Here is a 13,200-nt window from a genome sequence, read left to right as displayed (position 1 = left end):
CCCTCAGGAATAACCCGCGATCCGGACACTCACATGGTTAAAACCAGAAACCAGGACTTGGAAACTATCGTGAGTGAATACTACCAACCGCTCTATCGCTTCGGCTACAGCCTAGCGAAAAATGAGCACGATGCCGGCGACCTCGTACAGCAGACCTTTTTCATCTACGCGGAAAAAGGCGGCTCCCTGCGCGATAAGTCAAAGGTCAAATCCTGGCTCTTCACCACGCTCTACCGGGAGTTCCTCCGGCGCAAGCGCAAGGACGAGCGCATCGACAACTATGAGCCTTCCATGCTGGAAGAAACCGGCGGCAGCGTCGAACCCCACATCCGCCGCAGCCTGGACGCCAACCTGGCCGTTCAGGCCTTGGCCGAGGTCGACGCCGTCTATCGCGAAGCCTTGACCCTCTTTTATATCAAGGACCTCTCCTACAAGGAGATCGCCAGCGTACTCGACGTCCCGATCGGAACCGTGATGTCGCGCCTCTCCCGGGGCAAAAACCAACTGCGTGAAGTCTTCCAGCGCAAGGAAGCGGAAACCGCCGAAGATAACATTTGAGATGAACCGCGAAGAAGCACAACACCTGCTCCAGCTCTGCCGGCCCGACTGTCCCGATGACCGGGAGGACCCGGCCATTGCGGAAGCGCTTGCCCTGCTCGAGGAAGACGCCGAGTTGCGCGTCTGGTTTGAAGCCCAACAGGATTTCGACCGGACCTTCGCCGGTGAACTCTCACGCATTGACGTCCCGGACGACCTACAAGGAAGCATTCTGGCAGGGCTGCAGGCGCATGCCTGCCAGGAGACAACAGACGAGGAAAACTTCGCCCCCACCGCCCAACAGGCTTGGTGGCGCAACCCCTGGGTCGGTATCGCCGCAACGCTGGCCATTCTGCTCACCCTTAGCACGATTCAGCTCAACCGGCAATCCGCCCCGCAAGCAGCGGACCACCCGCAGGTCGTCGCCGCTGCGGTTCCCCGCGTACTGGAATTCCTGGCCGACCGGATCGACGCCATCTCCCCGGCGGCCATGGAACTGCGCGCGCCGGAACTGAACGAGTTGACCACCTACCTGAGCAACCACGCTTCGCCGACCCCCAGGCACATACCTTCCGGCCTCCAAAGCATGGGCACGCTGGGCTGTGTAACCTACGACTACGACGGCGTTAAATTGAGCATGATTTGCTTTAAGAATGGAGCTGTGTATCATCTGATCACAGTGCAACGGAGCGACCTGAAGGAAGAGTTTCCCGCAAGTCCCGAGAACTTCGAGGTGCGGAACCATGCCTTCCGGGTCTGGCAGGAAGACGACCAGATCTACATTCTGAGCACGAAGGCGGCTGAAGGTTGCTTCAAGCGCTTCATCTAAGACAAATCATGAAACATATCCTCACTACCATAATACTCGCAGGCTTCGCCTGCCTACCACTCGGCGCAGGCCTCCAGGCCGCGGAAAAGATCGAGACCTACAAAATCGACCCGGTCCACTCCTCGGTAAAGTTCAGCATTCGCCACTTCGTAGCCAAGACCTCCGGCAGTTTCGGGCAATTCGAAGGCACCATTACAGTGAACCGCGATGACCTGACGAAGAGCTCCGTCGAGGCCGTCATCCAAGTGGCCAGCGTCGATACGGCCAACGAAAAGCGCGATGCCCACCTCAAGACCGACGATTTCTTCGGAGCCGAATCGCACCCGATCATCAGCTTCCGTTCCACGAAGTGGGAGGCCACCGATGATGAAGATGAATTCGAGGTCACCGGAGAGCTCCGGATGCACGGCATGACCAAGGAAGTCACGTTGGAGGTTGAACTACTCGGCTTCGGCGAAGGCATGCAAGGCGCCTACCTCTCCGGATGGGAGGTCACCACGGAAATCGACCGCACCGGATGGGGCATAACCGGAGGACAACCTGCGGTCGGCGACGAGGTTGAAATCACAATCAACATCGAAGCCATCCGCCAGTAAGCTGTCGCCATATCATTTACAAGCCTCCCATCCGGGAGGTTTTTTTGTATCTGGATATGCGTCAGGCCCCGAGGGTGAACCGCCAAGGCACTGCGGCCCACCGGGGACCGGCGTAATCGACACCGATACGCGGCGCGGCTTCAACCCGTGCCGCATCGGCCACAAAGCCGTCATCTTCCACCCACAAGCCGGCCACTCGGGTCAACAGGCTGTTGTTCAAGGCACTGTCGACATGGAAATGCTTGGTCAGGCGCCCTGGCCCCTCCGTCGCTTCAACCCCCCGAAGCAAGACCGCGGCCGGGTAGCCCTCCTCCCGCGTGGTAAGGTTGAGCATCCAGTGCACGCCGTAACAAAGGTAGATGTAACTGTGTCCGGGAGGTCCGAACATGACCACATTCCGCGTTGTCGCCCCCTTATGCGCATGTGAAGCTTGGTCCTCAAAACCGTCATACGCCTCCGTTTCGGTCAAACGGGAGCGGATAATCTTGCCCGAGGGCAAGCGCCGGCACAGCACCTTTCCCAACAAGTCGCGGGCAACCTCGACCGTGTCACGGTCGAAAAAACGCTTATTGAGGACCTTGGCCATCAGAAATCACGCCCCTCCGAATCGAGTACCAAGGTAACCGGCCCGTCATTGCGGACATCGATCTTCATATCCGCCCCGAACTCACCCGTGGGCACAACCCGCCCGAGCCTCTCCGACATCAAACGGACAAAATACTCATAGAGCGGGACCGCCTGCTCCGGTCGGGCGGCACGGTTGTAGGAGGGACGGTTCCCCTTCCGTATATTACCAAAGAGCGTAAACTGACTCACGACCAGAGCTTCACCCTCCACCTCAAGAAGGGACCGGTTCATCTTACCTTCACCGTCATCGAAAATCCGTAGCTTGAGCAATCGCTCCACCAACCATTCGGCTTCGGCGACCCCGTCATTCTGCCCCACGCCGAGAAAGACCAGAAGCCCGGCACAATCCGGCCCGATCGCCCCCACACTGCGGCCATCGACCCGTACCTCCGCTTGTGATACACGTTGAATGACGACTCGCATGGCTCCGAATGGAGCTAATCCATCCGCAAACGCCAGCCAAATTTCCTAAAATAAGCCAACCTTGCGCCAAGATAAGTGGAGAAGTGTTGCCTTCCAAGCGGCAAGATGTTGTGAATCAGTGACAGTAAATGAATGAAGAAGTGGAAAGTCCACAGGATGAGAGTGCCCTGCTTCTCAAAGCGTCCGCCAAAAGGCTCTTTGAGACCTTAATGGAACAGACCCCCGACCGGATTTACATCAAGGACAGGCAAAGTAAATTCGTGTCCGTCAGTAAAGCTCTCGCCCAGCGGCATAAGTTCCGCAACCGTCATGATATCGAAGGCATGACCGACTTCGACGTGTTTTCCATCGAACACGCACAGCAAGCCTACGACGACGAACAGGAAATCATGCGTACCGGAGTCCCGATCATTAACAAGATCGAGAAAGAAACCTGGCCCGACGGCTCCGTATCCTGGGTATCCTCAACCAAGGCTCCCCTCTACCTCGGCTCGGGAAGACTCGTCGGTATTCTCGGTATTTCCCGTGATGTCACGGCGGAAACCATCGCCCAGGAGAAACTGGCCCGGAGCGAGCAACTGCTGCGCGAGCAGAACAAGATCATGCGATCGGACTACGAAAGTGCCGAACACGTGCAGAGCGTGATGATTCCCGGCCGCATTCCGGAGGTGAAACACATTAACCTGTCCTATATCTGGAAACCGATGACCTCGGTCGGTGGCGACATCATCAACTTTCCCCGCAACCCGACCAACTGCCTCTTGTTCTTTCTCGGCGACGTCTGCGGACACGGCGTCACGGCGGCCTTTTACACCGTACTGCTGAAATACCTAACCGCCCATGAGGCCGAAACCTACAACGCCGACCCGAAGCATTTCCTCGACGGTGTGAACAAGGAGGTCACCGGACGTATCCAAAAAGGGTTTGTCACAGGACTTGCGGGACATTTCGGACATCGCTGCAAGGACGGCAGCCGGAGCCTCTTCCTGGCACACGCCGGGCATCGTCAGTTTCTCGTGTACCGGAAGAAGGATCAGCGGATCCATCTGGAAACCCTCTCCCACGGAACAGTCATGGGCCTTCCGGGATGCCAGGCCTCCGAAGTCACCGAAATCAAACTGCATGTCGGAGACCGGTTTTATGCCTTTACCGACGGGATCTTCGAGACTGCCAACAAGAATGAAGAAGAATTCGGCATGCAGCGCCTGATCACGGCCTTTGAAAAAGCATCCGCCCTGCCGATCCAGGAAACACTCACAAACGTATTCGACACCGTAGAGGACTTCGCCGGATCCCCCAACCAACAGGATGACATTACAATCCTGGGATTTGAGATCGATTAGCCAGCCCGCAGCAATTGGTCCGTGACGCTCAGGATGTAGGCCGCCGCAGTTTCCGCCCGCAAGACATTCGCACCCAGACGCACCGGCAAGAAACCCGCGCCCCTCAGGCCTGCGTATTCAGCCGGCGAGAAGTCTCCCTCGGGACCAACTGCAACCGTGATCACTCCCGGCAGATCGGAACGAAGTGCCCCCAACACCGAAGCCAGTGGCCGACTGCCGGATTCCAGACTGGCAACCAGGCCAAGCCCATCGCCCGCCGCCCGGAGATAATCCTTCAAAGGCTGCGGCAGACTCAACTCAGGCAAATGCGGCAAGCCGCACTGCTTGCAGGCCTCGATCATGGTCATGCGCCATTTCTCGACTTTCCCCTGCATACGGTCCCCTCTCAGCTGTACCTCTCCGTAATCCGTATACACCGGCTGTATGCGGCTCACCCCGATCTCGGTGGCCATCTTCAGGATCAAATCCATCGTCTTTCCTTTAGGGAGTGACTGGAGCAGAACGAGTTGAGGCCGCGGCGCCGGCACCAGCTCCGAAGACTCGATCGACAAGCACACCGCTTTTGCATCCGCACGCTCGATCACGCACTGCCAGCGGCCACCTCGACCATCCAACGCTTCGACCCTCTCACCCGGCCGTGCACGCAAGACACGCACCAGATGATGACTTTCTCGTGGGTCCAAAATCAGCCGCCCTTCGCTCAGGACCGCATCCGGAAAAATGAAACTTCGATAACCCGCCACGCCTCAAAACGCTGTCGGCTCCCGCACGGCAGACAAGACTTTTAGCAGTTCCCAAGCGGCTTCAGCGACTATTTTTAGAATTATTCTAATTATAGCTTGAAAAGAATTCAGGGAACCCTTTATTGCTACTCAGTCTCATTATTAATGCTATTTAGAATCAATCCAATTTACTAACCTACCAACAGCGACCATGTATCTTGAAGAAAAATACAAAGAAATGCTCGACAACGCATTGGAGCGCAGCGGCTTACGATCGACGAAGCAGCGTGAGCACATCTTTGCCGTCCTCTTGGAAAAGCGGGACCACCCGACTGCAGATGAGATTTACGCACGGGCACGTGAAAGCATGCCCTCCATCTCGCTTGCCACAGTCTACAACTGCCTGGAGACCCTGGTCGAAAGCAGTCTCATCCGTCAGGTCAATTTCGAGCGCGAACCGACCCGCTACTGCCCGAACCTGACCCAGCACGCACACTTTTACTGCAAAGCCACCGGCGAAGTGCACGACGTCGAGTTGCCCGACCAGCTGGTTGGGGATCTCAAGTCCATTCTACCTGAAGGATTTGTCGCCGAGCACATCGACATCGCCTTCAACGGCAACTGCGCATCCACAACACCTGAATTATAAACCACTGAATTCGAAAATTAATACCATGAACACGCTGGAAATCAAAAACCTGAACGTATCCATTGATGGCCAAGCCATCCTGAAGGACTTTAGCCTGACCATTCCGAAAGGCGAAGTACATGCCCTGATGGGCCCGAATGGTACCGGTAAGAGCACCCTCGCCAAGGTCATGGCGGGCCACGAGGACTATACCGTGGAAAGCGGCGAGATCCTGCTCGACGGAGAAAGCATCCTCGGCAAGGAACCCGACGAGATCTCCCATGCGGGCCTCTTCCTCGCCTTCCAGTATCCCATGGAAATACCCGGAGTGAGTATTGCCAACTTCATCCGCGCCGCCCTCCAAGCCCGCCTGCCCGAAGGCGAGGAAATCAATGCGGTCGAGTACTACAAAAAGCTCTACGCAAAGATGGATGACCTGAAGATGGACCGCAAGTTCACCTCCCGCTCCCTCAACGAAGGTTTCTCCGGTGGTGAAAAAAAGCGCTGTGAAATCCTCCAGATGTCTATGCTGGAACCGAAGTACTGTGTGATGGACGAGACCGACTCGGGTCTGGACATCGACGCGCTCCGCATCGTTTCCGAGGGGGTCAACATGATGCGCAGCCCGGAACGCAGTTTCCTTGTCATCACCCACTATCAACGCCTGCTGGACTACATCGTGCCCGACGTCGTGCATGTCATGTTTGACGGACGCATCGTCCACACAGGAGATGCCGAACTGGCCAAGGAGCTCGAAACCAAGGGCTATGACTGGGTCAAGGACACCTTTGCCACCGCAAAGGCCTAATGTCATTCAAACTTTCAACCCTCAGACCACATGAGTGAAATATCAGAACAGGAAGAAGCAATCCGCATCGATACCGAGAAGGGTAATTTCCATTACCCGGAAAACTATGCGTACGATGCTGGTGTCGGCCTGACGGAAGACACGGTCAAGTACATTTCGGACGTCAAAAAGGAAGACGACTGGGTCCGCGAGTTTCGCCTCAAGGCCCTCGAAATTTTTCACAAGAAGCCGCTGCCCACGAACTGGGCGACGAAGGACCTGGAAACCATCGATTTCGACAAGATCCGTTACTATCTGTCCAAGGGCCAACAACCCAGCCGCAGCTGGGATGAAGTACCGGACGATGTGAAGGAAACATTCGAACGTCTCGGCATCCCCGAGCAGGAACGCAAGTTCCTCGCCGGCGTGGAGGCGCAGTTCGACTCCGAAGCCGCCTACTCCCGCATGAAGGAGGACCTGGAAAAGGAAGGCGTGATCTTTGTCGGCTCAACCGAAGGCCTGGCCAAGTATCCGGAAATTTTCCGCCCCTACTTCGGCAAGGTGATCCCTTCCGCCGATAACAAGTTTGCTGCGCTGAACAGCGCGGTCTTCTCCGGCGGCAGTTTCATCTATGTGCCCAAGGGCGTGAAGCTCAAGCAACCGCTTCAAGCCTACTTCCGAATCAACGCGGAAAACTTCGGCCAGTTTGAACGTACGCTGATCATTGCCGACGAAGGCGCGGAAATCACCTATATGGAAGGCTGCACGGCACCGAAGTTTGAAACGGCGACCCTGCACAGTGCTGTTGTCGAACTGGTCGCTCTCAAGGGGGCAAAGATCCAGTACATCACCGTACAGAACTGGTCCAACAATGTCTTCAACCTGGTAACCAAGCGTGGCATGGCCGACGAGGATGCCGAAGTGAAGTGGATCGACTGCAACATCGGCTCCCGCCTCACCATGAAGTATCCGGCGGTGGTCCTCAAAGGGAAGCATGCACGGGGCGAAGTGCTCTCGATCGCACTCGCCAACGACGGGCAGCACCAGGACACCGGCTCCAAGATGATGCACCTCGCGGACAACACCACGAGTAACATCATCTCCAAGTCCATCTCCATCGGCAAGGGGCGCTCCACCTACCGTGGCCAGGTCCACATGCCGAAGCACCTGAAGAACTGTAAGAATAATACCGAGTGTGACGCCCTGTTGATCAACACCAACAGCCGTACCGACACCTACCCGGCGATTACCACGCGCGGCGAAAACAATACGGTGCAACACGAAGCCAGCGTCTCCAAGGTCAGCGCCGAGCAGATCTTCTACATGATGCAGCGCGGACTTTCCGAGGGTGAAGCCATGAGTCTCGCCGTGAACGGATTCGTCAACGACCTGATGAAAGCCTTCCCGATGGAATACTCCGTCGAACTGAAGCGCCTGATCGACATGGAAATGGAGGGCAGTGTCGGGTAAGACCGACAAACGCCGAACATCGAACGTCCAACATTGAACATCGAATGAATACCACTTTGGAAACACCCACCGCACCTTCCGTGGCCGAGCCCGCATGGCTGGCCGAGCGTCGCATCGCCGGCAAGGCGCAGTTCAACGAACTGCCCGCCCCCACCGCCAAAGATGAACGCTGGCGCTTCGCATCCGTCGGCCGCCTCAGCACCGACGACTACGCTCCGCCCCCCGCTCCGGCGGCGGAAAAGCTGGCCGAACTGGACAAGCGTTCCGACCTCGTCAGTGATCGCGCCGGCAGCCTGGTCTTTGTCGACGACGCACCGGCCCGCTTCGAAGCCGTCAGTGAAGAACTCGCCGCCAAGGGCGTGATCTACCTGCCGGTCCTCGAAGCTGTCGAGAAGCATCCGGAATTGATGGAAAAGTACTTCCTCCAGGAGTCGACCGAACTGGGCTCCGAGAAGTACTTCGGCCTGCATGCCTCCGTCGTCCGCGCCGGATCCGTACTCTATATTCCCAAGGGCGTCGTGATCGAGCAGCCTCTGGTGAATTACTACTGGACCAGCGGGACACGCGCAGCGGTCTTCCCGCACACGCTGATTATCGCCGAAGACAACTGTCAGGCCGCCATCGTCGACGTCTTCTTCTCCGACACCGCGGAGAACCAGGCGCTAAACATCGCAGTCTCCAATATCCATGCCGGCAACGGAGCCAATGTCTTCCGTAAGGTCGTGCAGGACTGGAATGAGCAAACCACATCCTTCCAGCTCGACACTACGGTCGCCGGACGCGACACGCAGGTAAAGAACCTCGCCGTCAACATTGGTGCGGAACGCGCCCGCTTCGAAAGCCAGACCCGCATCGAGGGTCCCGGTGCCGACGTGAAGATGTATTCGCTGACCGTCGCGGAAGAGAGCCAGGAATTCGATCAACGGACCTATCAGATCCACAATGCGCCGAACGCCGTCTCCGATCTGCTCTACAAGAACGCACTGCTCGACAAGAGCCGCACGATCTTCTCCGGTCTGATCAAGGTCGCGGAAGGCGCCCAGCAAACCGACGCGTACCAGACCAACCGCAACCTGCTCTTGGATCCGACCGCCGAAGCCAACGCGCTGCCCGGATTAGAAATCCTAGCCAACGATGTGAAATGCTCCCACGGGGCCACCACGGGCAACGTCGATGAAGCCGAACTCTTCTACATGATGAGCAGAGGCATTCCCCAGCGCACCGCGATGCAACTCATGGTTTTCGGTTTCTTCGAAGAAGTTATTGAAAAGGTGGACAGCGAAGAGCTCGCCGAAAACCTCCGCATGCTCATCCACAAGAAATTCGATCACAAGATACACTAATCGAATTTCTAATTAAGTGGGGCTTCAGCTTGCTGGGGACCAGAACTCCAGCAAGCTGAGCCCGACAATCCTCAATTCGTCATTCCTAATTCCAAATTCAGTTAACAATGTCTGAAGACCGCATCCTCACACGCGAAGTCGAAGCCACGCTGATCCCGCAGGGCACGCCCATGCCCCTGCCGGAAGGCGAACCCGTCACTATCACGCACCGTCTCGGCGGCAATTACACCGTCATGACCTCGAACGGCATGTACCGCATCAAAGGGGTCGATGGCGATGCTCTGGGCGAAGAAATTACCGACGAAATCAAGAAGACCGACGCGGCCCATAGCGGACCACCCGACAGGGATGCGCTTTGGGAGTCGATCAAGAAGGTATTCGATCCGGAAATCCCAGTTAATATCGTCGACCTCGGCCTCGTCTATTCGCTCGAAGTCAATGAGCAGCTCGACGGGGGCTACAAAATCGACATGCAAATGACATTGACCGCCCCCGGCTGCGGGATGGGTCCGGCGATCGCAGAAGACGCCAAGTACCAGCTCGAAGGCGTACCCGGCGTGTCCGAAGCACAGGTTGACATTGTCTGGGATCCGCCCTGGAACCAGGACATGATCACCGAAGAAGGCAAGATGGTCCTGGGACTGATTTAGACGTCCAACAGTTTCCAACTTTCACAGAGCTCCGGCGCTTTTCGCAACCAAACCAGGTGCGAATCGCACCGGAGCTTTTTCATAGGACGGCAGCGGGCACATCCATCATCAAGCGATTTCACCCACCGGCCACGATTCAATATTTTGTATATTTTCCATAAAGTTAGCCTACAGCCATTTAATTACTTTTCTTTAAATAGTTATTTATTAGCAAGGAGGGATGACCCGCTTAGGTCAAACCGAAGATACTAGCGAATCTCAGGCATTTGTGCTCACCACGATGCTACTCCTCACCGCATCGCTTCTCGTACTGACTTGCACACTGGCTCTCATCGTAGAGCTGGAAACGCGTGCAACGGCCACGCGCATAGAGAGCTTACAAGCCAGAGAGTCAGCCCGGCTGGCATTTTATATCGCTCTGGCCGAACTTCAAAAAGCAGCGGGGCCCGACCAACGGGTCACCGCCCGATCAGATCTAACCGGAGACAGCACCCTTGAAAGCCATCGCCTTTGGACTGGAGTCTGGGACACGACAAAGGCCGAGACGGCTCCGTCATGGTTGGTATCCGGTCAAACCAAAGATCCTTCGGTCAAAGCCATCGAAGAGATCAACCTCATCCCACCCCAGAGCGTCCCAAGCTCAGGCACAAGCCCGGAAGCACGACTGGAGGTGGCATTGGAGTCCATCGAAGGAAGCCGGACACACATGGCATGGAGCGTCGAGGACGAGGGCATCAAGATCCCGCTTAAAAGAATGCGCGGACTGGAAGAGGCCTCAATGCCGGACGAAAATACAAACTATCTCGACTACAACTCGAAGACCTTCCACAACAGCCTGACCCGCCACAAGCCTGCATTCGAATACCCTCAACTCTACGATTACACAGCATGCGCGCCCTCGACACAGGCAAGACTTGAACGTTGCACCACTCTCAATCAATTGCGTCTGGCGGCCATCGAACAGGAGGCAGACCCACCGGATATCGCATACGACTCAGCCACCGTGGAAAATGCATTCGTACTCTCCAACACACGCGAAGGCGGGCTGAAAAAAGACCTGAGCTATCTCAAGACACTCGATGCGGAGAGCATTCAGCATGAGCAACTAATCAGCCTCTACCAGGACCCCGATGACCTCCTTCAACCCCCAAGCGTACAACTGGTCCAGTTTCGTGGAGAACCGACGAGCAGCACATTGCAAGAGTCGGCAGGCATGCTTCCCCCCGGAATGGCACTCGACGTCGTCCCCCAGCAGCTTCAATCCTTTTCAATCACACCGGTCATCACGGAATTCCAACTAAGCGGCGGCATCGTCAGCGACGGAGGCGAAGATGCACAGAGCAAACCTAGCGGGCTTTTCTTCGTGTATAAGCTCTATGTTGAACTGTGGAATCCCTACACGATTCCAATCCGGATTGGCGACCCGGATATGCCCACAGACCTGGGCTTCTCCGACCTACGGTTCGAAGTCCGGAACTTGCCCGACTTCACCATCCAGAACCTGAACACTGGCGAGGATGTCTCCGGCACGGTACCTGACGTGACATTACTCTGGAGTGATTATGATGCCGCCAAGTTGCTCCGCCCCGGTATGGTATTCCGACAGACACTCCCACTGGATTCCAAAGGAACCAATCAGACCGGCGCCCTGCACAAAGAACTTGGCATGCGACTCGATGGCAGCCGTTCGGACAGCTACCGCGGACAATTCACTTTCACGAACAAAGCTGTCGAAATCATCGTATATTGCCGTAATGCAGCCGCCGTTGAGCATGAAATACTGCATTTCACGCTTGAAGGATACCCCGACTACGAAATCGACTACGCTCCTACGAACCGGTCGACATGGTTCAAGCGTGCCGCAGCCTCACGCGACGGGCAGTATGGCATGAACAACGAATCACTGGAATGCTCCGGCTATGCTTTCGCATTCCGCTTCAAACTCCTCGACGAGCAGGAACTGCCGGGGCCCATCGAAGACATCAGCAATCTGCTCAGTCGTTGCGATCCACGCATACAGGACTTAGATGTCAACCTGCAAGACTGGGACATCAACCGGGCATGGGAATCGACTCCTGCCCTTCCCTACGATTTCAGACTCAATCAAAGCGACTGCGATCCCGGCTTCTTCGATCCGGCTGAGAGCTTTTCGGCCGCTGACTTTTTCCACTACGACACAAGCGGAAGCGGTCGACGTGACCGTATCGCGAGGTTCATCGACCTACCCACTGGGGAGCCGGTTAATCCCGGCATCTTCAGAAGCTTGATATTCCCGGCCACCCCCCTCAATGCCATTGGCAATCCATGGGGAGGCGCATTGAACAGGATATACGATCGCTATTTTTTCTCCACCTTGCCAAAGCCCGATCTATCCTCGTGGGACGGCACCACACCTCTGGCCAACACCAGAATTCGCGCCTTCAAAGCCCCACCCGCCCTCGATAGTTGTGAAACGGCAGAAGACCTGATGCTTCACAATGGCTTCAACCTAAACTCAAGCTCTGACCGCGCATGGGAAGCCGTAATTAGCGGGCGAAGCTTTTCCTCCGATGCCTTTGTGTGCCGATACGAAAAGGGAGCCTATCCCGCGAATCCGGAATGGTTCGAAGCGAGCAAACCGCTTGGGTCCGTCTTATTCAACCACCCGCACACCGCACTATACAATACGACCGAGTCAGAGACCGATGCTCGCTACGCACAAGTGGAACGCGCCAAGACCACGAACTATCTTGAAGCATTCAGCATCAACAACATTGCATGGCAGGCAGACCTGCAGCATCCGGCTTTCCGGCAGTCGTTCCGTGAACTCAGTCGTGCAGAAGCAAGCGCGCTGGGACAGGCCATCCCGAACGCGCTGAAGGAATTCTACGCGAGAGAGAACCACCCGCCCTTCAGTCTGGAGGAATTCATTAGCGCGGGTATACTTCAATCAGCCATCGACGCAGTACCGACCATCAATAACCGTCATGATGGACAAGACTTCATACCAAGGCACAGCACCGCCAGCATTACACAAGCCACCCTCATGAACGCATTGGGCCCGATCGGCTTTGTGCGATCCGACAGCTTTACCATCCGCGGCTATGGCGACACCAGAAACCCCGTTACCGGTGAAGTGATTTCCAGCGCCCTATGCGAAGCGACCGTACAGCGAACGCCAGAAAATCACCGTTTCGCCAAACTCGGAAGACGATTTACCGTCACGGACTTCAAATGGATCACGACATCATCCACCCAAAACTGAG

Annotated in this window: 13 protein-coding genes; 10 read left to right on the top strand and 3 right to left on the bottom strand. The window is 56.3% G+C overall.

The window, feature by feature from the left end:
• Window positions 1-33 precede the first annotated feature (33 nt).
• From O2597_RS10800 to O2597_RS10790, 3 genes are read left to right on the top strand one after another with little or no spacing between them, the layout of a single operon-like run.
• Complete coding sequence (locus O2597_RS10800) at window positions 34-558, top strand: RNA polymerase sigma factor (protein ID WP_269524698.1); 525 nt, start codon at window positions 34-36, stop codon at window positions 556-558.
• A 1-nt stretch (window position 559) separates the two neighbouring features.
• On the top strand, window positions 560-1,366 hold the full coding sequence (locus O2597_RS10795; protein ID WP_269524696.1) for a hypothetical protein: 807 nt from the start codon (window positions 560-562) through the stop codon (window positions 1,364-1,366).
• Between the two features lie 8 nt (window positions 1,367-1,374).
• The gene (locus O2597_RS10790; RefSeq protein WP_269524695.1) at window positions 1,375-1,962 is read left to right on the top strand and encodes a YceI family protein; all 588 of its coding nucleotides are present in this window, start codon (window positions 1,375-1,377) and stop codon (window positions 1,960-1,962) included.
• A 61-nt stretch (window positions 1,963-2,023) separates the two neighbouring features.
• On the opposite strand, the gene O2597_RS10785 is transcribed toward O2597_RS10790, so the two are convergent.
• Window positions 2,024-2,548, bottom strand: coding sequence for a DNA-3-methyladenine glycosylase (locus O2597_RS10785; protein WP_269524693.1), 525 nt, complete (start codon window positions 2,546-2,548; stop codon window positions 2,024-2,026).
• Window positions 2,548-3,012 carry a D-aminoacyl-tRNA deacylase gene (gene dtd / locus O2597_RS10780; protein ID WP_269524692.1) on the bottom strand — a complete coding sequence of 155 codons (465 nt, stop codon included), beginning with the start codon at window positions 3,010-3,012 and terminating at the stop codon, window positions 2,548-2,550. Before dtd ends, O2597_RS10785 begins: the two co-directional genes overlap by 1 nt.
• A gap of 128 nt (window positions 3,013-3,140) precedes the next feature.
• Here dtd and O2597_RS10775 point away from each other — a divergent pair, with 128 nt between their 5' ends.
• The gene (locus O2597_RS10775; RefSeq protein ID WP_269524691.1) at window positions 3,141-4,355 is read left to right on the top strand and encodes a SpoIIE family protein phosphatase; all 1,215 of its coding nucleotides are present in this window, start codon (window positions 3,141-3,143) and stop codon (window positions 4,353-4,355) included.
• Here the strand turns inward: O2597_RS10775 and O2597_RS10770 are convergent.
• Entirely contained in the window at window positions 4,352-5,098 is a 747-nt protein-coding gene (locus O2597_RS10770) for an RsmE family RNA methyltransferase (RefSeq protein ID WP_269524690.1), read from the bottom strand. The genes O2597_RS10775 and O2597_RS10770 overlap by 4 nt on opposite strands.
• Window positions 5,099-5,288: 190 nt before the next feature.
• Here O2597_RS10770 and O2597_RS10765 point away from each other — a divergent pair, with 190 nt between their 5' ends.
• The 6 genes from O2597_RS10765 (at window position 5,289) to O2597_RS10740 (ending at window position 13,199) form a co-directional block, all read left to right on the top strand.
• Window positions 5,289-5,726 (top strand): Fur family transcriptional regulator, encoded by a 438-nt coding sequence (locus tag O2597_RS10765; RefSeq protein ID WP_269524689.1) that lies wholly within the window; start codon window positions 5,289-5,291, stop codon window positions 5,724-5,726.
• A gap of 25 nt (window positions 5,727-5,751) precedes the next feature.
• Window positions 5,752-6,513, top strand: coding sequence for a Fe-S cluster assembly ATPase SufC (gene sufC, locus O2597_RS10760; protein WP_269524688.1), 762 nt, complete (start codon window positions 5,752-5,754; stop codon window positions 6,511-6,513).
• A 30-nt stretch (window positions 6,514-6,543) separates the two neighbouring features.
• Window positions 6,544-7,962, top strand: a complete 1,419-nt coding sequence (gene sufB / locus O2597_RS10755; RefSeq protein ID WP_269524686.1) for a Fe-S cluster assembly protein SufB — start codon at window positions 6,544-6,546, stop codon at window positions 7,960-7,962.
• A 44-nt stretch (window positions 7,963-8,006) separates the two neighbouring features.
• The gene (gene sufD / locus O2597_RS10750) at window positions 8,007-9,305 is read left to right on the top strand and encodes a Fe-S cluster assembly protein SufD (protein WP_269524685.1); all 1,299 of its coding nucleotides are present in this window, start codon (window positions 8,007-8,009) and stop codon (window positions 9,303-9,305) included.
• 107 nt (window positions 9,306-9,412) lie between these two features.
• A complete protein-coding gene (sufT, locus tag O2597_RS10745) occupies window positions 9,413-9,955 on the top strand; it encodes a putative Fe-S cluster assembly protein SufT (protein ID WP_269524684.1) in 543 nt (180 codons plus the stop codon).
• A 280-nt stretch (window positions 9,956-10,235) separates the two neighbouring features.
• Window positions 10,236-13,199: a hypothetical protein gene (locus O2597_RS10740; RefSeq protein ID WP_269524682.1), complete on the top strand. Its 2,964-nt coding sequence runs from the start codon at window positions 10,236-10,238 to the stop codon at window positions 13,197-13,199.
• Window position 13,200: the final 1 nt, after the last annotated feature.

This window comes from Coraliomargarita parva (assembly GCF_027257905.1).
Taxonomy (GTDB): Bacteria; Verrucomicrobiota; Verrucomicrobiia; order Opitutales; family Coraliomargaritaceae; genus Coraliomargarita_A; species Coraliomargarita_A parva.
This window is presented reverse-complemented; position numbering and strand designations above follow the sequence as displayed.

What these genes read in the sequence shown, in the direction of transcription:
- O2597_RS10800 (WP_269524698.1), top strand. Translation starts at nt 34, where the DNA reads ATGGTTAAAACCAGAAACCAGGACTTGGAAACTATCGTGAGTGAATAC.
- O2597_RS10795 (WP_269524696.1), top strand. Translation starts at nt 560, where the DNA reads ATGAACCGCGAAGAAGCACAACACCTGCTCCAGCTCTGCCGGCCCGAC.
- O2597_RS10790 (WP_269524695.1), top strand. Translation starts at nt 1,375, where the DNA reads ATGAAACATATCCTCACTACCATAATACTCGCAGGCTTCGCCTGCCTA.
- O2597_RS10785 (WP_269524693.1), bottom strand. Translation starts at nt 2,548, where the DNA reads ATGGCCAAGGTCCTCAATAAGCGTTTTTTCGACCGTGACACGGTCGAG.
- dtd (WP_269524692.1), bottom strand. Translation starts at nt 3,012, where the DNA reads ATGCGAGTCGTCATTCAACGTGTATCACAAGCGGAGGTACGGGTCGAT.
- O2597_RS10775 (WP_269524691.1), top strand. Translation starts at nt 3,141, where the DNA reads ATGAATGAAGAAGTGGAAAGTCCACAGGATGAGAGTGCCCTGCTTCTC.
- O2597_RS10765 (WP_269524689.1), top strand. Translation starts at nt 5,289, where the DNA reads ATGTATCTTGAAGAAAAATACAAAGAAATGCTCGACAACGCATTGGAG.
- sufC (WP_269524688.1), top strand. Translation starts at nt 5,752, where the DNA reads ATGAACACGCTGGAAATCAAAAACCTGAACGTATCCATTGATGGCCAA.
- sufB (WP_269524686.1), top strand. Translation starts at nt 6,544, where the DNA reads ATGAGTGAAATATCAGAACAGGAAGAAGCAATCCGCATCGATACCGAG.
- sufD (WP_269524685.1), top strand. Translation starts at nt 8,007, where the DNA reads ATGAATACCACTTTGGAAACACCCACCGCACCTTCCGTGGCCGAGCCC.
- sufT (WP_269524684.1), top strand. Translation starts at nt 9,413, where the DNA reads ATGTCTGAAGACCGCATCCTCACACGCGAAGTCGAAGCCACGCTGATC.
- O2597_RS10740 (WP_269524682.1), top strand. Translation starts at nt 10,236, where the DNA reads ATGCTACTCCTCACCGCATCGCTTCTCGTACTGACTTGCACACTGGCT.